A 21,132-nucleotide genomic window follows, 5' to 3' on the forward strand; every position below is an offset into this window, starting at 1 on the left:
CACCATCCATGCCACCAGGAGGTGTACGTGAAGTTCGACTACCTGAGGCTGATGCGGGAGGAAAGCGGGGACCTCGCCGACTTCCTCGACGACCTGCCCGACTCCGATTGGAACAGCGCGACCTTGTGCACGGGCTGGCGGGTGCGTGAGGTGGTGAGCCACATGGCGGCGGGCCACACCGCCTCGCTGACCGGCTATCTGGCCCTCCTCGTCCGCTGCGGGGGGTCGGTCGAGAAGACCTCCGAGGTGATGGCCCGCCGGTTCGCCGCCGAGCACAGCCCCGCCCAGATCGCCGCCGCCTTCCGGCGCGGCACCAGCGGCCGGCCGAAGGGGCCGACGGCGCTGGTCCCCAAGGCCGAGCTGTTCACCGACCACCTGGTCCACCACCAGGACATCCGCCGTCCGCTGGGCCGGTCCCGTGCCATCCCCGAGGCGCGGCTGCTCGCCGCCCTGCACTCGCTGGGGAGCCTGAGCGCGCGGGTGGGGAGCAAGGCCAGAATGCGCGGTCTTCGGCTGGTCGCGGAGGACGTGCCGTTCCGGGCACAGACCGGTGCCGAGGTGCGCGGACCGGCGGAGGCCCTGGTGATGGCGCTGTGCGGCCGTGCTGACGCCGCCGCTGATCTGCGGGGCGAGGGGGCCGAGCTGCTCAGGCGGCGGCTGGCGGCCGAGACCGACCAGATGGCCTCCCCGATACGACACACGAGCAGTGAACACGACGCCGGAGGTGTGAGGTGAAGTTCCTCGAGCGGGAGCGCCGGACCCTGGAGCGGTACATTCCCAACCTGGACAAGGCGCTCTCCGAGCTCCCCCTCCAGGTCCTCGAGAGCCGGGAGAGCCCGGCCATCGGACTGTTCCGCGACTCGGCCGGCCCCGGACTGCTCGTACCCACGGAGTTCGGCGGCTCGGCGGCGAACGCGGTGGACGCGGTGCGCGTCCAGCGGGCGATCGGGGCGCGGTCACCGAGTCTCGCCGTGGCGACGACCATGCACCACTTCAGCATGGCCTCGATCGTCTCGTTGGGTGAGGACAGCACGGGCTTCGAGTGGCTGCTCCTGGAGGCGGTGGCCCGCGACCATCGCCTGGTCTCCTCCGCCTTCGCCGAGGGCCGGCCGGGGCAGCCCATCCTGAGCCCCAGCATGCAAGCGAAGCCGGTGAAGGACGGCTATCTCGTCAGTGGCCGGAAGAAGCCGTGCAGCCTGGCCCGCTCGATGGACCTGATCACCGCGGGCATCGCCGTGGAAGGGCCGGACGACACCCCCGTGATGGCCGTCGCGCTCATTCCCACCGAGTCCCCCGGCGTCAGCGTCAAACCGTTCTGGAACTCCTGGGCGCTGGCCGGGGCCGAGAGCGAAGAGGTGGTGATCGACGAGGTCTTCGTCCACCGCGACCTCGTCATCGAGACCACCGTCGGCTTCGGCCACCAGTTGGACAAGCTGACGCTGTTCAGCTTTCTGTGGTTCGAGCTGTTGATCACCGCGAGCTATCTGGGCGCGGTGAGCGCCCTGGCCGAGCGGGTCTTCGCGAGCGAACGGACCCCCAAGTCCGAGAAGGTCCGGCTGCTGTGCGAGGTCGAGGGGGCCGCCCTGCAGCTGGAGGGCATGGCACGGGCGCAGGAGGCGACCGAGCACGACACCGAGGCGTTCGCCCGCTGCCTCATCGCGCGGTTCGCCATTCAGGACGCACTCACCCGGGCCGCGTCCTCCTGCGTCGAGCTGCTCGGCGGGGTGGCCTTCGTCTCGTCTCCGGACGTGGCCTGCCTCCTGGCCTCGGCCCATGCGCTGGCCCTGCACCCCCCGAACCGCACGGGCTCCATCGACTCCTTCGCCGACTACATCAACGGCGGCCAGATCAACGTCACCTGAGCGCCGCCGCACTCCACCACACCGCCCCCTCTCCGCATCCGCCCCGGCTCTGTCGCCCCTCGTACCTCCCGTTCGACGCGATCCACGCCCCATGAAGTGAGAGGACCTTTTACGATGACCATCGACGCAGCCCTGTCGACGGCCCCGGCCGAAGAGCGAACCGGCGCTCCCGGCTTCGACTTCCACGAAATCGTCAGTATCTCCCGCGCCCATCTCAACAAGGGGCGGGCCTCAGTCGCCGAGATGCTCGGGGGCCACAGCGAGGTCGCCAGCGAAGGGGCGTATCTCTTCGGCCATGACGGACGGCGTTATCTGGAGTGCGGCGGGTACGGAGTCTTCATCCTCGGCCACCGGCACCCCGCCGTCACCTCGGCGGTGGTGCGCCAGGTGACGACCCACCCGCTCGCCACCCGTGTGCTGCTGGAGCCGGTGGCCGCTCGCGCGGCCAAGGCGGTCGCCGACCTCACTCACCAGGGGCTGGAGTACGTGCACTTCGTCCCCTCGGGCAGCGAGGCCACGGAGGCGGCCATCAAAATGGCGCGCGGACTGGGCAAACGACGCCTCATTTCCACCGTCAACGGCTTTCACGGCAAGACGATGGGCGCGCTGAGCGTGACCGCCCGGGAGATCTACCAGACGCCGTTCAAGCCCCTGCTGCCGGACCGCAGCCATGTGCCGTTCGGTGACATCGACGCACTCACCCGCGAGCTGGAGGCCGCCCCCGGCGAGGCTTGCGTGATCATGGAGCCGGTGCAGGGCGAAGGCGGGGTCATCATTCCGCCCGACGGCTATCTGCGCCAGGTGCGCGAGGCCTGCGACGAATTCGGTGCGACCCTCGTCTTCGACGAGATCCTGACCGGCATGGGCCGCTGCGGACAGCTCTGGGCCTGCGGTGACGTCGCTCCCGACATCATGCTGATCGGCAAGGGGCTGAGCGGCGGCGTGGTGCCGGTGGCGGCCGCCGTCGCCACCCCGGAGGCGTACGCCCTCATCAACCGCGACCCGCTGCTGCACTCCTCGACGTTCTCCTGCGCCCCGATCGCCATGGCCGCCGCCGAGGCGGCCGCGCACGCCATCGTCGACGAGCGGATACCGGAACGCGCGGCGGAGCTCGGCCCGCGCATCCTCAGCGGACTGCGCGAGATCCTCGACCGGGTCTGCCCCCACCTGATCAAGGAGGTGCGCGGGATCGGTCTGCTGTTCGCCCTGGAGTTCCAGTCGGGCGAGTTCGCGGGCGAGTTCCTGTTCGAGCTGCTGGACCGCGGTGTCGTGACCAACCACTCGCTCAACGCGTCGAGCGTGATCCGCATGACTCCGCCCGCCTGCCTCAGCGAAGCCGACATCGACTGGCTGTTCAGCGCCGTCGAGGGAACGGCGGAGCACCTCGCGGGGCTCTTCCCCGCCCCCCGCTGAGCCGCCTTCTCCCTTTCTTTCCCCCACCGCATTCTCCCCTCCCGTCACCACGTCCCGGAGGCCCACCATGCGTCATGTCAGGCTGCTCGCCCGGTTCCCCGGCGGAGATCCGAGCGAGGCGTTCGAGAGGATCATCGACTTCGAGAAGTACCCGGATCTGGTGGATCCGGTACGCACCATCGAGATCGACCGGACCTCGGACGCCGATTTCGACAGCCGATGGTCTGTCATCTTCCGCAAGGGAATCCTCAACTGGTCCGAGAAGGACCACATCGCCCGTGACACCCTCACCCTCACCTTCGAGCAGGACGAGGGCGACTTCGACGTACTCACCGGCGCCTACCGCGTGGTGCCCACCGCGGACGGCTGCGACATCTTCATGGAAAGCACCTTCGACTTCGGTGTGAGCAGCATCGAATCCATCGTGGAACCGATCGCCGCCCGCGTGATCAAGGAGAACTTCGAACTCATCCTCATCGGCCTGCTCGGCCCCACCGTGTTCTTCCCGGCGAACGAGCAGCCGGACGAGACGGTCCACACCCAGTACACCGTCCTCGACTACGCCACGCCGGACGCCGCCGTGGCACAGCAGGGGGCGGTCGCCTCATGAAGGACTACCGACTCTACGTGGGCGGGCAGGACATGAACGGGGTCGGGGGCGGCAACGTCCACGCCGTTCACGCGCGCCTGATGCTCGACGACGTCCTCACCGCCGTCTCCCTCAAGCGCCGCCTCGATAAGGGCGGCGACATCCTGCCGGACGACGAGGTCCTCTCCCGCTGCGCGCTGGCCGGCCCCGAGCAGTTGCAGGCGGCGGCCGAAGCCGCGCACGAGGCCAAACAGGCCTGGGCGGCCGTGCCGCTGGAGCGGCGCCTGGGGCTGCTGGCCCGCTTCCATCAAGAACTCGCCCGGCGGGCCGGAGAGTTCATCGAGCTGCTGATCGCCGAGGGCCACCCGCGCAGGTTCGCCGAGATCGAGGCGACGAGCATCCTCGACGCCACCGGCCCGGAGGCCATCGACTTCTACCGTCGGCAGCTCGTCCAGGAGGTCGCGACCCCTGGGCGCCACCTCAAGCTGGTGCGCAAGCCGGACGGCGTCGTGGGCCTCAACCCGCCGCAGAACGCGGCCACGACCAACAGCGCGGTCGGCGTCTGCGTCCTGGCCGCGGGCAACACGCTGGTCCTCAGGGCGCCGCAGGGCTGCCCCACCGGCGTCCACTTCCTCTTCCGTGAGCTGGTCGCCCCGCTGCTGGACGAAATCGGGGCCCCGCCCGGCACCCTGAACATCATCACCGCCCCGACCGCGCTGACCCTGCGCCACTGGATCGACAGCCCCCTCATCGACGACGTCTTCTACTTCGGGGACAGCACCCGCGGCCTGGCCATCGCCCAGGAGTGCATGGCCAAGTCGACCAAACCCATCCTGGAGCTGGCGGGCAACGACGGGCTGGTGGTGTGGCGGGACGCGGACCTGGCACATGCCGCCCGCGCGCTCACCGAGAGTTTCATCGGCTCCGGGCAGGTCTGCCTCGTGCCCAAGTTCGGCATCGTCCATCCGGCGGTCGCCGACGAACTCCTCGCCCGTCTGCTGGACGAGGTGGCGCGGATCCGGCCGACCCGGCCGGATGACGACGCGGCGTGGCTCAGCCCGGTGATGAAGTCCGAGCGGTACTTCGAGTTCCTCACCGAGGCCGTACGGTCGGGCGCGAGCGTGCTGGCCGGCGGCCACCGCTGCGACCTCGACGGAGACCAGGACGAAGCCGGATCCTTCATCGAGCCGACCGTACTGCGGGTGAACGGGCTGGAACTCGCCGACTCGATACGGGCCGTGCGTGAGGAAACCTTCTTCCCCCTGCTGCCGATCGTCGTGCCGGACGATCCCGGGGACGACGAGAAGCTCTTCAGCGCCGTTCTGGAGTTCCTGAACGGCAACCGCTACGGGCTGCGGAACTCGCTGTGGGCGCGGGACAAGGGTGTCATCGACCGGTTCTGCGCGGAGCTGTCCGTCGGCGGTCTGCTCAAGGTCAACGACTCGCACATCGGCACCGTCGCCCCGCTGCCCGCCCACGGCGGGACCGGGCTGTCCGGCGGCCCCTTCGGCGAGGCCAATCTGCCGATCATCAGCACCACCCATCTGCAGGGCATCAGCGTCGCCGCCGGCGATGACCCCCGGGAGTCGGCCTACGGCCTGCGCCCACGACCGACAACCCACCAGTCGTAAGAGCGAGAGAGGGGACGATCACCATGCCAGACCAGACCCGCCTGCTGAATCGCCCGCTGACCATACGACTGTGCCTCACCTTCCTCATTCTGGAAGGAGCGGTGATCGGCGTCCACGCGCTGTTCTTCCCCCGGTACTTCTACGAGGAGTTCTTCCTCGGCGCGGGGTGGCTCAAGATGATGGGCCCGTACAGCGAGCACCTGACCCGGGACGCCGGGGCGCTCTATCTCGGGATCACCGTCGCGACATACCACGCCGCACGCCGGCTGACCCCGGACTACGTCCAGGGGATATGCATGGCCCAGGCGGTGGCCGCGTTCCCCCACATGATCTACCACATCGTCAACTGGCGCATGTCGGGGTTCTGGCAGATGATCCCGCAGGCCGGCACGTTGTTCATCACCGTGGTGATCGCTCTGGTCGGGGTGGTCCAGTCCCGCCGCCACGAACACGAGACGGCCGCCACCTCCCAGCAGCGCCCGGCGGCCGCCGCCTCGGCGACACGCCGCTGAGGGCGAGACCCACCGTGCCGGAACCGACCATGGAACGTTTCGACGTGGCGGTCGTGGGAGGGCGGGTCGCGGGCTCCTCGGCCGCGGCCCATCTCGCCCGCGCCGGGCTCTCCGTACTCCTGCTGGAACGGGCTAAGGCCCCCAGCGAGATCCTCTCGACGCACACCATTCAGGACCTCGACTGCCTGGACCGGCTCGGCGTCCTCGACACGGTGCTCGCCACCGGTTCGCCGCCCATGCCGCGCTCCACGCTGTGGATCGACGACTGCGATCTGTCCGTCGACCACGTCGAACAGCCGTGGCTGTCGGTCCGCCGCCTGACCCTGGACGGGCTGTTGCTCGACACGGCGCGCCGCGCCGGGGCCGACGTGCGCTTGGAGTGCAAGGTGACCGGGCTGCTCCGGGACGACCGCGACGGCCGCGTGAACGGGCTGCGCTACGAGGACCCGCACGGCCGCGAGGTCTCGGTCTCCTGCCGGCTGGTCGTGGGCGCCGACGGGCGCAGCTCGACGGTGGCCCGGCTGGCCGGAGCCCGCAAGTACCACCAGAGCTGGAACGAACGCGGCGCGGTGTGGCGGTACTTCGAGGGTCTTCCCGCGCCCCCGGAGTTCTTCTTCTGCCGACGCGGCGATGACCTGCTGCTGGCCGCGCCGTGCGATCAGGGCCGCGTGCTGCTCGCCGTACAACCCGCGCTGAAGGACACCTCCGGGTACCGGGCTCCGGGGGAGATCGAGCGGGCTTTCCTGCGGGCCGCCCGGCCCTGGGGGCAGGACGGCCGCGAGTGGAAGGACCTGCTCGCGGACGCCGAGCCGGACGGGGCCGCCCGGATGGTGCTGCGCTACGCCTGCTTCTTCAGGGAGAGCGCGGGGCCGGGCTGGGTCCTGCTGGGCGACGCCGGGCACGTCAAGGACGCGGTCACCGGGCAGGGGATCTCCGACGCCATGCGGCACGCCGAGCGGCTCACGGCCCGGGTGCTGCCCGCTTGGAGATCCACACGGTCGCTGGACGCCGCGACACGGCACTGGTGGCACGCACGGGACCGGGACGCGGCCCCCATGTACTGGCTCTCCCAGGACATGGGGAGAGCGGGCAGCTCCTCACCGCTGTACGGGAGCTTCTTCGAGCGCATCGCCTCATCGGAGCGGCTGAAACTGCGCCTGCAGGAGGTGCTCGGGAGGCGCTACCGGGTCCGGCGGTTCATCGCCCCGTACCGGTTCGCGGCCGTGATCGCCGCCCAGCTGCGCAAGGGCGAGACGCCTGCCGGCGCGACGCTGCGGGAGGCGCGCGAACTGATCCGTACGGAGGCCGTCCGGCGCTGGATGGGCGTCCGGCCCCGCTATGAGAGGCAGCGGGACGGGCGGGCGTCGATAGCGGCCCGAGGGGGGAACACGGGCGCGGACCGGCTTACACCGGCCGGGGGCGCCCCGGCGGGGACAGCCGCGGCGGCGGCCGCGGCTGCCCCCGCCCGCCAGGACCACGACGAGAGGAAGGGTGGAGGAGATGGCGACGACCGAAGTGACCGAGCTCATCGCGTTCCCCGTGGAGGAGGTGTTCGAACTCATCGCACGGCCCGATCGGCATCCTCTGTGGCAGAAGGACCTGACGAGTGACGGAATCGTCTCCGGAGACGGCACGGTGGGCAGCCGGGGGCGGGAGGTCCGGCGCTTCATGGGCCGCTCGGTGATCACCGAGTACGAGATCACCGAGCACGCCGCGCCGACCCGGTGGGGGTTTCGCAGCGTGCGCGGCCCGATCAGCATGGAGGGCGTCTTCACCTGCGCGCCGGTCGACGGGGGAACGGAGGTGCGAGCGCGGATCAGCTTCAGCGGCTGGTCGGGTGAGGCCATGGCCCGCTTCGCCAAGCGGCAGTTCCTCGAGCACCTGCGCCGGCTGAAGGAACTCGCCGAACGCGGTGGGCTCGCGTCGAGCGACAACGTTCACGGAGCCTAGGGAAACGGTGCTGATGATGCGCTCAGGACACGGGAGGTACCCGATGGCGGAGGATCCGCCCCCCGCCGACCCGGGCTCCCCCACCAAGGAGACCGCGACCACGGATTTCCGGCAGGTGATGAGCGGGCACGCGGCCGGGGTGGCGGTCGTGACCGCCGGCCGGGCGGGGAGCCCGGCGGGCCTGACGGTGACCTCGCTGACCTCGTTCAGCGACCTTCCGCCGAGCATCTGCTTCAACATAGGAGTGACGGCCCGTTCCCACCAGCCCGTCATCAACGCGGACGCCATAGGCGTGCACATGCTCGCCGCCGGCCAGCGGCGGATCGCGGAGGTCTTCAGCAGCCGCGTGGACGACAAGTTCAGCGGACTTGACTGGTCGTGGGACGGGTCGGTGCCCCGGTTGCCGGGCGCCCTCGCCTACCTGCTGTGCCTGCCGGTGGCGGTCTTCCGGCACGGTGATCACAGCCTGGTCGTCGCGGAGGTCAAGCGCATGGAGGCGGCAGAGGGCTCGCCCCTGGTCTATCTGCGCAGGAGCCTGGGCTGGCAGCTGGTCACGGTGAACCGATGAGTGCCGACGGGGCGATGAGCACACGGCCGACGGCCTTCCTCGGCCCCTTCGGATCGGTCACGGAACCGTTCTCGCTGGTGAACCGGCACGGGGCCACCATCCGCGGCGCGCTGTCCCGGCTCGGAAGCGACAAGCGCGGCGGCCGGTGCGGTGACGCGCCGGTGGCCGTGGTGGTGGCCGGACTGGGCCGGACCCGGCGGTGGACGCTGTTGCCCGGCCTCCAGCTGCTCGCCAACGGCTTCACCGTCGTCCGCTTCGACCTCACCAACTCGGTCGGGCTGAGCGACGGTGACATCCTCGACTTCACCCTGACCAGGGCCTGTGAGGACCTGTGCGATGTCGCCCACTGGGCGCGCGAGAGGTACGGAACCGACCGGATCACGGGCCTGGCGGCCAGCGTCACCGGGCGGGCCGCCCTCCGGGCGGCGGCGCTGGACCCGGGGCTGTTCCGCCTCGTCGGCACCCTCTGTGGGGTGGTGGACGCACGCGCCACGCTCACCGCCATCCTTCAGGGGACCGACCTGGTCGGGCAGTTGCACGCCGGGACCCTGCGCGATCTGCAGGGGGTGGGTACCCTGTTCGGCCACGAGATCAGACTGCGCGGGGTGGAGAGTCTGGTCTCCGACGACTGGGCGGGCATCCACAGCACGGTCCGGGACCTGCGGACCGCCCGGCACACCCGCTTCCTCGACTTTCACGGGAAGCGTGATCCGTGGATCCGTACCGCGGATGTGCGGGCGGTCTTCCGGTCGGTGCCGCACGCCCAAACCTTCGTCATCGACGAAGCCGGCCATGAGTTGAACCGACGTCAGACTCGGTTCGCTCTCAGCCAATTGATCCAGGAGCACTGGGCCACGACGGATCTCCGCGAGGCGGGGAGCCGGAAGCCGGGCGGGGATTCCCCGTCGGTCCCCCCGGTGCCCACCGTCGAGGAACTGTCGGCGCAGCGCCGGACCGAGGAGGCACTGGACCAATGGTGGCGGGCCCAGCGCCCGGTCCCCGTCCCGCCGTTCGTGTAAGGAGTCCAGCCGTGTACCCGGGAACCCACGCCACCATCACCCCCGACAAACCGGCCGTCGTCATGGCGCAGTCGGGTCGGACCCTCACCTATGCCGAGCTCGACGACCGCTCGGCGCGCCTGGCCGCCGCCCTGCACCAAGCGGGTCTGCGTCAAGGAGACGTCATCGCCCTCCTCTCCGACAACGCCCCCGAGGCCTTCGAGGTCTACTGGGCCGCGCTGCGGTCGGGCCTGTACATCACGGCCATCAACCACCACCTGGCCCCCGACGAGGCCGCCTACATCGTCGAGGACAGCGAGGCCGCCGTCCTCATCGCCTCCGTCGGCGTGGCCGAGCTCGCCCGGGACCTGGTGGCCGGGGCGCCCGGCGTCCGGCTCCGGTACGCCTTCGGCGGCGACATCGAGGGGTACGACTCCTACACCTCCCTCGTCGACAACGCCCCTGCCCGCCTGGAGCGGCAGCCGCGCGGGGCCGACATGCTCTACTCCTCCGGGACGACGGGCCGTCCCAAAGGCGTCAAGCCCCCGCTGCCGACCTTCGAGGTGGACCAGCCCGGCGATGCGCTGACGGCGGTCGTCGGCCGGCTTCTGGGACTCACCGCCGACGATGTCTATCTCTCGCCCGCGCCGATCTACCACGCCGCTCCGCTGCGGTGGTGCGGTATCGCGCACAGCCACGGTGGCACCGTCGTCCTGATGGAGAAGTTCTCCGCTCAGGGCGCCCTGGACGCCGTCCAGCGTTACGGCGTGACGGTCCTCCAGATGGTGCCGACTCATTTCGTCCGCATGCTCCAGATGCCCGCCGACGCCCGGGAGCGCGCCGACCTGTCGACCCTGCGCCACGCGGTGCACGCCGCGGCTCCCTGCCCACCGGAGGTCAAGCAGGCGATGATCGACTGGTGGGGCCCGATCCTCATCGAGTACTACGCCTCCACGGAGGGGAATGGCCTCACGATCATCTCCTCGAAGGAGTGGGCCGAACGGCCGGGCTCGGTCGGCAGGGCCTTCCTCGGGCAGATCAAGATCTGTGACGAGGACGGCGCCGAGGTGCCGGTGGGTGAGGTCGGCACGGTGTACTTCGCGCGCGACCAGGTGCCGTTCAGCTACCACAACGACCCGCGGAAGTCCGCCGCCGCGCGACATCCTCGGCACCCGACCTGGACCGCCGTCGGTGATCTGGGGTGCCTGGACGAGGACGGCTATCTCTTCCTCACCGACCGCAAGGCGTTCACGATCATCTCCGGCGGGGTGAACATCTACCCGCAGGAGATCGAGAACGTCCTCGCGCTCCATCCCGCGATCCACGACGTCGCCGTCATCGGTGTCCCGGACCCGGAGATGGGGCAGCAGGTGAAGGCCGTCGTCCAGGTGCGCGACGGCTTCGTCCCCTCCCCCTCGCTGGCCGAGGAAATCATCTCCTATGTGCGCGGACGCATCGCCCACTTCAAGGCGCCGAGGTCCGTTGACTTCGCCGACGCACTGCCGCGGACCGCCACGGGCAAGCTGGTGAAGCGGACTCTCGCCGACCGGTACGCGTCGCGCATGCCCCACGTCATCCGCTGAGCCTTCGAGCCGTCGTGCCCCGGACGCGCCCGCGTCCGCCGAGAGGAGTTCCGTCAGTGTCCGAATTCACCAACAAGCGCTGCGTTGTCACGGGGGCGGCTTCGGGGATCGGCCAGGCCGTCGCGCACCGGCTGATCGGCGAGGGCGCGCGGGTCGTCGGCCTCGATCGCAACGAGCCGTCCGTCGGGGTGTCCGCACACATCAAGGTCGAGCTGGCCGACCCGGAGAGCATCGACGCGGCCCTGGCCGAGCTGGACGGCGAGTTCGACGCGCTCGTCAACGTCGCCGGTGTGCCGGGGACGGCTCCGGCCGATGTCGTCTTCGCCGTGAACGCGCTGGCGGTGCGTCACCTCACCGAGGCCATGCTGCCGCGCCTCAACCCCGGCGGCTCTGTGGTGATCGTCTCGTCGATAGCCGGGCTCGGCTGGCCGGCCCGCCTGGACACCGTCAAGGAGGTGCTGGCCACCGAGTCATTCGCCGAGGGCGCCGCCTGGTTCGCGGCGAACCCACAGGAGGGCAATGCCTACAACTTCGCCAAGGAAGTGACCACCGTCTACGTACTGACCAAGGCTCTGGCCCTGAACGAGAAGGGATTGCGGATCAACGCGGTCCTGCCCGGCCCGGTCGAGACACCCATCCTGGCGGACTTCGAGCAGACGATGGGCAAGGACACCCTCGACGGCGTCAAGGCACTCCTCGGCCGGCACGCCGTGCCGGATGACATCGCCGGGGCGATCCGCTTCCTGCTCAGCGACGACGCACGCTGGATCAACGGGCTCCCGCTGATCGCCGACCGCGGCATCGCGGCCTCCATCGCGTCCGGTCTCATCCCGGCTCCCGAGATCTGATCGGCTGGGGAGGAAACCGTGACAGTCAACCCGACGGGCGCCCCGCCGGCGCCGCGGGCCCCGGGTCCCGCGGGCCCGCTCGCCGATGTCCTGGCCCGCCTGCGCGAGGTGCAGGCGAGCGGGCGCACCCGGCCACTGCCGTGGCGGCAGGCGCAGCTGCGCGGCATCGAGCGGCTTGTCACCGAGCGGGAGGGCGAGATCGCCGCCTCCCTCGCACGGGATCTGGGCCGCAGCGCTCCGGAGGCGTGGCTCGGCGACATCGCGTCCACGGCCGGTGAAGCCGCCTTCGCCCGCAAGCATCTGCACCGGTGGACGAAGCGGCAGAAGGTCCGGCTGCCGCTCATGCACCTCCCCGGCTCGGGGTGGGTGCAGTACGAGCCGCTCGGCGTCGTCCTTGTCATCGGACCCTGGAACTACCCCGTGTACCTCACGCTGGCCCCGCTCGTGGCGGCCGTCGCCGCCGGTAACTGCGCCGTCGTCAAGCCCTCGGAGGTCGCCCCGGCGACATCGGCCCTGCTGGCCCGGCTGATTCCGGAATACCTGGACCGCGAGGCCGTGGTGGTGGTCGAAGGCGACGCGGCCACCACCCAGGAGCTGCTCGCCCTCGGTTTCGACCACGCCCTCTTCACCGGCGGCACCGAGACCGGAAGCAAGATCATGGCAGCGGCGGCACCGACGCTCACCCCGGTGACCCTGGAGCTCGGTGGCAAGAGCCCGGTGATCGTGACGCGCGACGCCGACCTCGGCGTCGCCGCCCGGCGCATCGCCATGGGCAAGCTCCTGAACTCCGGCCAGACCTGCATCTCGCCCGACTACGTGCTCGTCGAACGGGCCGTCCGTGCCGAGCTGGTCGACCGGATCGTCGCTGCCGTGGCCCGGTTCCGCGGGGGCAGCCCCGGGGAGGGGCTGCCCATTGTCAACGAGCGGCACTTCGACCGGCTCACCGGGTACCTGGAGGCCACCTTGGGCACCGTGGTGACCGGTGGGTCGGCCAACCGGGCCTCATCGACGATGCATCCGACGGTCATCGTCAACCCGGATCCCAATGAACCCGTCATGTCGGCAGAGATCTTCGGCCCGATCCTTCCGGTGCTCGAGGTGTCCGATGTCGACGAGGCGATCCGCTTCGTCAGGGCCCGGCCGAAACCGCTGGCGCTGTATGTCTTCTCCGAGTCTTTGAGCAGGGCGCGACGGATCGTGGACGCGGTGCCGGCGGGCGGGGCGGTGGTCAACCACGTCGCGATGCACTGCTTGGTGCCCCAGCTGCCCTTCGGCGGGGTCGGCCCCAGCGGGATGGGCGCCTACCACGGCAAGTGGGGCTTCCAGCAGCTCAGCCACCGCAAGGCGGTCCTGTCCAAGACCGCCAGACCGGACCTCAAGCTGCTGTACCCGCCCTACACCCGTCGGGCGCTCGCCGTGCTGCGCCGACTCTTCTGATCCCGAGGCCACCGGCCCGCCGCGGGCGGGCGCGGTCAGCGTCTGGCGGCGTTGATCGCGTCGCGCGTCCGGTCCACCAGGGACATGAACGGACCCACGCTCCACTGGGCCGCCGGGGAGCCGGCCGCCGTGGGGTGCGGGTGGGTGGGCGCGATCTTCTCGGCCGCGCGCAGCCTGGCGCCCATGCGCTTGAGCTGTTCCTCCGTCCGCCCTTCGTGCACCGAGGGGAACTCCTCGTTCTCCTCGTGTTCGGCGTGCTCCACCACCGACCGTTCGAACGCGGCCAGCCGGGCGTCGAACTCGGCGCTGCGGACGTCCATCTTCTCCAGCTCGGCGAGTACCTTGTTGGCCTCTTTCTCCTCGTGGTTGCGGGCTTCGGCCTCCTTTTTGCCGGCGGTCTCCCGCGCGACCGGCCGCACGATCATCTCCTCCGCCGTTTCGTGCACCGCCAGCAGGGCCCGCAGCTCGTCGAACGCCTGCTTCTTGTGCTCGCCCTCCGCGCTCTTCACGTCCGCGAAGAGGTCCCGGATCCGGGCATGCTGTTCCAGCAGGATCCCGACCACGTCCCCCTCCGGCAGCTGGGCTGCGAGCCTGCGTTCCATGTCCGCGTTGCTCATCGCGGCATCCCTCCTCGTAGGACCTGGTTCTCTTCCGGCGAGTCACCCGAGAGCAGAGGAAGGAAACCGACTATTCCCCCATCTTTCGCCGACTCCGCGTATTCGTTCGGTTACGGACAGTTGAGCAGGTAGCGGTGTGGTTCGCGGGCCTGGACACCCGGGGCGACGAACACCGCCTCTTTCCATGGCAGTCCGTCGCGAAGAACATCGGCGCCGGGCTGCGAGGCGACCGCGCCCCGCTCGCCGGCGGCGGGTGGCCGAATGTCTGGAGCTGGTCGGCCTAGCGCCCGTTCCGGCGCGCTGACCTGGGTCAACGCCCACCAGGACGAGGCGCCCCGACTCTTCGCCGCCGCCAGCAGGCTGGACGCCGACGTCGCCGCGCGCACCTTCCACTGCCGCGAGTATCTGCTCCGGCACACGGCCCGGAGGCGGCGCCTGGCGGTCGACACGTTCCCCGGGAACTCGACCATCGCTTCGAACGACTACTCCCTTGCCGGCGCTCGCCGGCCCTTTCGCCGAATCAGGGAGTCACTGATGGCAGATGTGGACCGTAGTCGTCGCAAGCTGCTCCAGGCAGCCGCGGCAAGCGGGGTGGGCGCGGGGCTGGTGACACTCGGCGCGGCGCCGTCGGCGCGGGCCGAGGATGCCGAGACGCGCGGCGCCGCGCGGGCCGGGAAGCCCGGGGAGCCCAAGGTGCGGGTGGCGGTGCTGCTGTACGACGGGTTCACCGCGCTGGACGCGGTCGGGCCGTATGAGGTGCTGTGCCGGGTGCCGGGAGTGACGGTGACCATGGTGGCCGAGAAGGCCGGACGGGTCCGTACCGACACCGGAGAGCTGGCGCTGGTGGCGACGCGTTCACTGGACGGCGTGGCGCGGGCCGACGTACTGCTGGTGCCGGGCGGGGGTGAACGCGGCATCACGACGACCATGGCCAACGCCCGGGTCCTGGACTGGATCCGCCGCATCCACCACCAGTCCACCTGGACCACCTCGGTGTGCACGGGGTCGCTGATCCTGGGCGCCGCCGGGCTGCTGCGCGGTCTGCCCGCCACGACCTACTGGGCCTCCCGCCCGTATCTGGCGGACGCCGGTGCGGTCTACACACCGGGGCGGTTCGTCGAAGCCGGAAAGATCATCACCGCGGCGGGGGTCTCCGCCGGGATCGACATGGGTCTGCACCTCGCCGCCCGGCTGTCCGACGAGCGGGTCGCCCAGGCCACGCAGCTCGCCGTGGAGTACGACCCCGATCCGCCCTTCGACACCGGCAGCCCGGAGAAGGCGGGCCCGGAGTTGCAGCAGCTCGCGCTGAAGCTGCTCGCGGACGCCGCGCGATAAAGGGCCGCGGTGCATGCGCTGGTACGAGGACGACGCCTTCTGGTCGGCCATCCCCGACCCGCCCTGGCCCGTCCAGGGCACATCGGGTCGCCCATCGGCGGTACTGCGGCGGACATCGCGTCCGCACCATGGCTCATATGGCCCATGTGGCTCATATGGCTCATGGCAGCGCCACTCGTGGAGGCGGCGCCCGGGCCTCCCGCCCCGGGCATGCCGCCGTCCACCCCGCTCCCGGCCGTGGGAGCGCCCACCGTCTGCGCGAGCCGATACAGCAGATGCAGGCCCCATTGCGCGAACGCCGTCGCACCGGTCACGACCAGCGCCCCGCGCTCCCGCCCGGCCATCCACCACGCGGCCACCGCCGTCCCGGCGAACGCGGCGGCCACGGCCCACACCGGCAGGGTGTCGCCGGACATCAGCGCGTGCCCCAGTGCCGTCACCACGACGCACACCGCCGCGAACACGGCAGCTCGTGCGAGGCGGAAGGGCGACCTGGCGGACATGGCAGCCATGGTGCCAGCCGCCTGCGGTACACGTGCGGACGGACCAATCTTCATCACGCCGATGACAAACGCGACACGGGCGCCCCGGCCCAGTGCTGTCATGTGCGCCAGGTCACACCTACCGTCCGGAACTCAGCCGCCCGCGCAGCCGACGACTGACATGGCGAGGCTCAGATTCCGCCCGCCCGCGCTGCCCTCCAACCAGGAGCCGTCCATGTCCGCCACACCTCTCGTCCCTGCCACGGGTGGCTCTCCGGATGACCCCGCCACCGAGGACCCGCGGACCACTGATCCGGGCGACGGCTCTCCTGCCGGAGCCGGCGGATCCCTCTGGTCGGGTCTGCGGCCGCTGGTCCTGCGGCTGCACTTCTACGCGGGCGTGCTCGTCGCGCCGTTCCTGCTGGTGGCGGCCGTCACCGGGCTGCTGTACGCGGGATCGTTCCAGGCCGAGAAGATCATCTACAGCCACGAGCTGCGCGTCCCTGTCGGCGACCATGAACTGCCGATCTCCCAGCAGGTGGCCGCCGCCCGGAAGGCCCACCCCGAGGGCGAGATCAGCGCCGTACGGCCGTCGCCCGAGGACGGCGCCACCACTCGGGTGCTGCTCTCCGGCGTCAAGGGAGTCGATCACGCGCACACGCTGGCGGTGTTCGTGGACCCGTACACCGGCAAGGTGCGCGGGGCGCTGGAGCAGTACGGCTCCACCGGTGCCCTTCCGCTGCGCACCTGGATCGACGAACTCCATCGCGATCTGCACCTCGGCCAGACCGGCCGTCTCTACAGCGAACTCGCCGCCAGCTGGCTGTGGGTGATCACCCTGGGCGGTCTGCTGCTGTGGCTCGGCCGCCGCCGTAAGCAGCGCGCCCTCCGATCGGTCGCCCTGCCCGACCGCACCGCCACCGGCCGCAAGCGGACCATGTCCTTCCATGGCGCGGTCGGCCTCTGGGCCGCATTGGGGCTGCTGTTCCTGTCCGCCACCGGCCTGACCTGGTCGACGTACGCGGGGGCGAACATCGCGGACCTGCGCACCGCACTCGACCAGACCACCCCCACCGTCTCGGCCACCGTCGGCGGCGGCGAACACGCGGGACACGACATGGGCTCCGGCTCCATGCCGGGGATGGACATGGGCGGTACGGGCGAGACGTCCGGGCACACCACGGACGTGGGCCTCGACGCCGTCCTGAAGACCGCCCGCGCCAAGGGCCTGGACAACCCCGTGGAGATCGTCCCGCCCGCCGAGCCGGGCAGCGCGTACGTGGTCAGCCAGATCCAGCGCAGCTGGCCGGAGAAGCAGGACTCGGTGGCCATTGACCCGGCGACCGGCGAGGTCACCGACGTCCAGCGGTTCGCCGACTACCCGGTGCTCGCCAAGCTCACCCGCTGGGGCATCGACCTCCACACCGGAAACCTCTTCGGCCTCGTCAACCAGATCGCCCTGGCCGCCCTCGCCCTCTCGCTGATCCTCCTGATCGTGTGGGGCTACCGCATGTGGTGGCAGCGCGGCCGCGCCTCCGCCTTCGGCCGCCCCGTCCCCCGCGGCGCGTGGCGCCGCGTGCCGCCGTACGTGCTCCTCCCCCTGGCCGCCGCCATCGCCGTGATCGGCTACTACCTGCCGCTCCTCGGCATCCCGCTGGCGGCCTTCCTGGCCGTCGACCTCCTCCTGGGCGCGATCGCCCGCCGACGCGGCACATCCGGGCAGACAGCCTGAGGCGCGGAACGCCCCCGGCCGGTTCAGGTCGCGGCCGCGGCCGCCCGGCCGGCCGCGCGGCCCGAGAAGAGGCAACCCCCCAGGAAGGTGCCCTCCAGGGAGCGGTAGCCGTGGACGCCGCCGCCGCCGAAACCGGCCACCTCTCCGGCCGCGTACAGCCCGGGAATCGGTTTGCCGGAAGCGTCCAGGACCCGGCCGGAGAGGTCGGTCTGGAGGCCCCCGAGGGTCTTGCGAGTGAGGACGTTGAGGCGTACGGCGATCAGTGGCCCGGCACTGGGATCCAGGATCCGGTGGGCGGAGGCCGTGCGGCTGAGCGTGTCCCCCGGGTAGGCGAGCGCGTTGCGGATGCCCATGACCTGGACGTCCTTGGTGTACGGATTGACGATCTCGCGGTCGCGGGCCTCGATCTGGCGTCGGCCAGGCCGATCAGGTTCTTGCCCGTCAGCTTGTTCATGCCGGTGACCGTTCGGGCAGGGTCGCGGCGACGACGAAGTCCTCGCCCTTCTCCTGAACCGCTCGATCGGCTCCGGCGTCTGCCAGATGCGGGAGAGCAGCATCCAGATGTTCTTCTCGGTGAGGTCCGGGTTCTGCTCGGAGCCGGACAGCGCGAACCGGGTTGACGATGCGTCCGCCCGCCTTCTCGGTGATCGCCAGCATGCGACCGTCCACGTGCGCGGGCACACCGGTGATCATGGACTTGGGCGGCGTGCCGAGCCGGGCCGGCCAGTTGCTCCGTATCAGGTCGTGGTTGGCGCCGATGCCGCCGGAGGTGACGATCACCACGGGGGCGCCGAGCTCGAAGTCGCCGACCACCGTACGGGAGCTGGGCTCGCCCCGCGCCGCGTCGCTCGGTTCCAGGACCGCGCCGCGTACGCCGGTGACGGTGCCGCCCGTGACGACCAACTCGTCCACTCTGTGGCGGAACTTGAAGGTCACCAGCCCGCCGTCCACGGCCGCCCGGACTTTCCTCTCGAACGGCTCGACGACGGCTGGGCCGGTGCCCCAGGTGACGTGGAAGCGGGGCACCGAGTTGCCGTGTCCGTCCGCGAGGCCGCCGCCGTGCTCGGCCCAGCCCACGATCGGAAACCACTGCACGCCGAGCCCGGACAGCCAGGACCGCTTCTCCCCCGAGGCGCAGTCGACGTACGCCTCGGCCCACTTGTGGGCCCAGTAGTCCTGGCCGGACGGGTCGTCGACGCCGCGGTCGAAGCCCGCCGTGCCCAGCCAGTCCTGCCAGGCCAGTTCCTGGGAGTCCTTGATCCCCAGCAGACTCTGCTCGTCGGAGTCGACGAAGAACAGACCGCCGAAGGACCAGAACGCCTGCCCGCCCAGACTGGCCTCCGGTTCCTGGTCCACCAGCAGCACCTTGCGGCCCGCGGCCGCCAGTTCGGCCGTGGCGACCAGCCCGGCCAGACCGTGGCCCACGACGATGGCGTCCGCGTCCGCCGATGCAGCCGAGGCCGCGAAGGCCGGATACGTGGCCTGCGCGAGGGCGGCGTCGGCGAGCACGCCGCCGGCCACCGTCAGGGCACGGCGGCGGGTGAACGCGGCAGGGGCTGGGGAGTTCTCCATGGCTGCCTCCCGGAGGAGTTGCGCAGGGGACGGGAGCAGCGGGAGGTACCGCTGCGACAGCGAGAGGTACCGCTGCGACAGCGAGAGGGTTACCGAAGGTAACGCAGGGGCCCGGAGCCGCCAGAGTGCCGCACGGTGAACTCCGCTCCGCCACACGGAGAGGCCTCCGAAACATGTCCTTCATCCCGGAAGTACGGAGAGGTAACGGCTCCCTCCTAGCGTCCCCCGTCATGGACATGAGGGCCCGCCGGTGAGGCACCTCCACAAGCAGTCCCCGACCCGCAGCAAGGAGGCGTGGCATGAGCACCCAGCCACGACTGGCAGAAGTCACCGAGCCGGGACCCGCGCGGAAGGCAGCGCCAGGTACCGACCAGGCCGTCAAAGAGACCCTGGAGGACTACACCCTCCGCTTCGCACCCCGCAGTTACCGGCGCTGGAGCCCGATGGTGGTGGCGACGACCGCGCTCGGCGGCATCGCCTACATGGCCGACTTCTCCATCGGTGCCGGCATCGGTCTGGCCCACGGCACCGGAAACGCGCTGCTCGCGATCCTGGTCGCGGCCGTCGTCATCTTCGTGACCGGCTTCCCGCTGGCCTACTACGGAGCCCGCTACAACATCGACCTGGACCTCATCACCCGCGGTTCCGGCTTCGGCTACTTCGGCTCGGTCCTCACCAGCGTCATCTTCGCCAGCTTCACCTTCATCTTCTTCGCCCTCGAAGGCTCGATCATGGCCCAGGGCCTGAAGCTGGGCCTGGGCCTGCCCCTGTGGCTGGGCTACTTGGTCTCCACCCTCATGGTGATCCCACTGGTGATCTACGGCATGAAGGCGCTGAGCAAGCTCCAGGTGTGGACGACGCCGATCTGGCTGCTGCTGATGGTGGGCCCGCTGGTCTACCTGATCGCCACCGACCCGGGGACTGTCGACCGTTTCCTCGCCTACGCGGGCACCGACGGGAAGGGCGGCATCGACACCGCCGCCGTGCTACTGGGCGCGGGTGTGTGCCTCTCGCTGATCGCGCAGATCGGCGAGCAGATCGACTATCTGCGCTTCATGCCTCCCAAGACCGAGGCGAACAAGCGCGCCTGGTGGACGGCTGTGGTGATGGCCGGGCCCGGCTGGGTGGTGCTGGGCGCGCTGAAGCAGGCCATCGGCGTCTTCCTCGCGGTCTACATCCTCGCCGAGGTCGGTCCGGCCGCGGCGCCTGAGCCGATCCAGCAGTTCAAGGGCGCTTTCGACGCGATGATGCCGTCCTGGCTCGTCGTCCCGCTGGCCGTGGTCCTGGTCGTGATCAGCCAGATCAAGATCAACGTGACGAACGCGTACTCCGGCTCCCTCGCCTGGACGAACTCCTTCACCCGCGTCACGAGGCGATACCCGGGCCGGATGGTCTTCGTCCTGGTCAACCTCGGCTTCGCGCTCGCGCTGATGGAGGCCGACATGTTCAGCTTCCTCAACAGCATCCTGGGCTTCTACTCGAACTGCGCGATCGCCTGGGTGGTCACCGTGGCCACCGACATCATGGTCAACAAGTACCTGCTGAAGCTCTCCCCGCACGCCCCCGAGTTCCGCCGCGGCATGCTCTACGCCGTCAACCCGGTCGGCGTCGTCGCCTTCGTCGCCGCCTCCGGGCTCTCCATCGCCATGTACTTCCACCTGCTGGGCGACACCCTCCAGCCGTATTCTCCCGTCGCCGCCGCCGTCATCGCCTTCGTCTTCACCCCGCTGATGGCCGTGGCCACCAGGGGCAGGTACTACCTGCGCCGCACCGGCGACGGGATCGCCGAGCCGGTCCTGGACGAGGACGGCAACCCCAGCGCCGTGACATACGAGTGCCACGTGTGCCGGCAGCAGTTCGAGCGCCCGGACGTGGCCGCCTGTCAGACGCACGACGCCGTCGTCTGCTCACTGTGTCTGAGCACCGACACGGTCGGCGACCACGTACTGCCGGCCGCACCCGCCCTCCCGTAACGCCCGTTCGGAATGGGTGTGCGCGGGCCT

17 protein-coding genes and 1 pseudogene are annotated in these 21,132 nt (G+C 70.5%); 16 read left to right on the plus strand and 2 right to left on the minus strand.

Annotation, left to right across the window (positions count from 1 at the left end):
• The first annotated feature begins 27 nt into the window (after positions 1–27).
• From PV419_RS04615 to PV419_RS04675, 13 genes are all read left to right on the plus strand, one after another.
• A complete protein-coding gene (locus tag PV419_RS04615; protein ID WP_319686373.1) occupies positions 28–735 on the plus strand; it encodes a maleylpyruvate isomerase family mycothiol-dependent enzyme in 708 nt (235 codons plus the stop codon).
• Positions 732–1,862 carry an acyl-CoA dehydrogenase family protein gene (locus PV419_RS04620; RefSeq protein WP_319686374.1) on the plus strand — a complete coding sequence of 377 codons (1,131 nt, stop codon included), beginning with the start codon at positions 732–734 and terminating at the stop codon, positions 1,860–1,862. Before PV419_RS04615 ends, PV419_RS04620 begins: the two co-directional genes overlap by 4 nt.
• Before the next feature lie 114 nt (positions 1,863–1,976).
• On the plus strand, positions 1,977–3,275 hold the full coding sequence (locus PV419_RS04625) for an aspartate aminotransferase family protein (RefSeq protein ID WP_319686375.1): 1,299 nt from the start codon (positions 1,977–1,979) through the stop codon (positions 3,273–3,275).
• 67 nt (positions 3,276–3,342) lie between these two features.
• Complete coding sequence (locus PV419_RS04630; RefSeq protein ID WP_319686376.1) at positions 3,343–3,885, plus strand: SRPBCC family protein; 543 nt, start codon at positions 3,343–3,345, stop codon at positions 3,883–3,885.
• A complete protein-coding gene (locus tag PV419_RS04635; protein WP_319686377.1) occupies positions 3,882–5,495 on the plus strand; it encodes an aldehyde dehydrogenase family protein in 1,614 nt (537 codons plus the stop codon). The genes PV419_RS04630 and PV419_RS04635 overlap by 4 nt, the downstream gene beginning before the upstream one ends.
• A 23-nt stretch (positions 5,496–5,518) precedes the next feature.
• Positions 5,519–6,007, plus strand: coding sequence for a hypothetical protein (locus PV419_RS04640; protein WP_319686378.1), 489 nt, complete (start codon positions 5,519–5,521; stop codon positions 6,005–6,007).
• Between the two features lie 29 nt (positions 6,008–6,036).
• Complete coding sequence (locus tag PV419_RS04645; protein WP_319686379.1) at positions 6,037–7,617, plus strand: NAD(P)/FAD-dependent oxidoreductase; 1,581 nt, start codon at positions 6,037–6,039, stop codon at positions 7,615–7,617.
• On the plus strand, positions 7,508–7,957 hold the full coding sequence (locus PV419_RS04650; RefSeq protein WP_319686380.1) for an SRPBCC family protein: 450 nt from the start codon (positions 7,508–7,510) through the stop codon (positions 7,955–7,957). The genes PV419_RS04645 and PV419_RS04650 overlap by 110 nt, the downstream gene beginning before the upstream one ends.
• A 43-nt stretch (positions 7,958–8,000) precedes the next feature.
• Positions 8,001–8,525, plus strand: a complete 525-nt coding sequence (locus PV419_RS04655; RefSeq protein ID WP_319686381.1) for a flavin reductase family protein — start codon at positions 8,001–8,003, stop codon at positions 8,523–8,525.
• The gene (locus PV419_RS04660) at positions 8,522–9,544 is read left to right on the plus strand and encodes a hypothetical protein (protein WP_319686382.1); all 1,023 of its coding nucleotides are present in this window, start codon (positions 8,522–8,524) and stop codon (positions 9,542–9,544) included. The genes PV419_RS04655 and PV419_RS04660 overlap by 4 nt, the downstream gene beginning before the upstream one ends.
• A gap of 11 nt (positions 9,545–9,555) precedes the next feature.
• Positions 9,556–11,106 carry an acyl-CoA synthetase gene (locus tag PV419_RS04665; protein WP_319686383.1) on the plus strand — a complete coding sequence of 517 codons (1,551 nt, stop codon included), beginning with the start codon at positions 9,556–9,558 and terminating at the stop codon, positions 11,104–11,106.
• A 56-nt stretch (positions 11,107–11,162) separates the two neighbouring features.
• Entirely contained in the window at positions 11,163–11,954 is a 792-nt protein-coding gene (locus PV419_RS04670; RefSeq protein WP_319686384.1) for a coniferyl-alcohol dehydrogenase, read from the plus strand.
• Between the two features lie 18 nt (positions 11,955–11,972).
• Entirely contained in the window at positions 11,973–13,391 is a 1,419-nt protein-coding gene (locus PV419_RS04675) for an aldehyde dehydrogenase family protein (protein ID WP_319686385.1), read from the plus strand.
• Positions 13,392–13,426: 35 nt separating this feature from the next.
• Here PV419_RS04675 and PV419_RS04680 read toward each other — a convergent pair whose 3' ends face one another.
• Positions 13,427–14,008 (minus strand): hemerythrin domain-containing protein, encoded by a 582-nt coding sequence (locus tag PV419_RS04680; protein WP_319686386.1) that lies wholly within the window; start codon positions 14,006–14,008, stop codon positions 13,427–13,429.
• 261 nt (positions 14,009–14,269) lie between these two features.
• Between PV419_RS04680 and PV419_RS04685 the strand changes: the two genes are divergently transcribed.
• Positions 14,270–15,343: a DJ-1/PfpI family protein gene (locus PV419_RS04685; protein WP_319686387.1), complete on the plus strand. Its 1,074-nt coding sequence runs from the start codon at positions 14,270–14,272 to the stop codon at positions 15,341–15,343.
• A 717-nt stretch (positions 15,344–16,060) separates the two neighbouring features.
• A complete protein-coding gene (locus PV419_RS04690; protein ID WP_319686388.1) occupies positions 16,061–17,557 on the plus strand; it encodes a PepSY domain-containing protein in 1,497 nt (498 codons plus the stop codon).
• A gap of 23 nt (positions 17,558–17,580) precedes the next feature.
• Here PV419_RS04690 and PV419_RS04695 read toward each other — a convergent pair.
• Positions 17,581–19,129, minus strand: a pseudogene (locus PV419_RS04695) (FAD-binding protein).
• A gap of 299 nt (positions 19,130–19,428) precedes the next feature.
• Between PV419_RS04695 and PV419_RS04700 the strand changes: the two are divergent.
• On the plus strand, positions 19,429–21,102 hold the full coding sequence (locus PV419_RS04700) for an allantoin permease (RefSeq protein ID WP_319686389.1): 1,674 nt from the start codon (positions 19,429–19,431) through the stop codon (positions 21,100–21,102).
• Positions 21,103–21,132 lie beyond the last annotated feature (30 nt).

The sequence above is a fragment of the Streptomyces sp. ME19-01-6 genome, assembly GCF_033793745.1.
Lineage (GTDB): Bacteria > Actinomycetota > Actinomycetes > Streptomycetales > Streptomycetaceae > Streptomyces.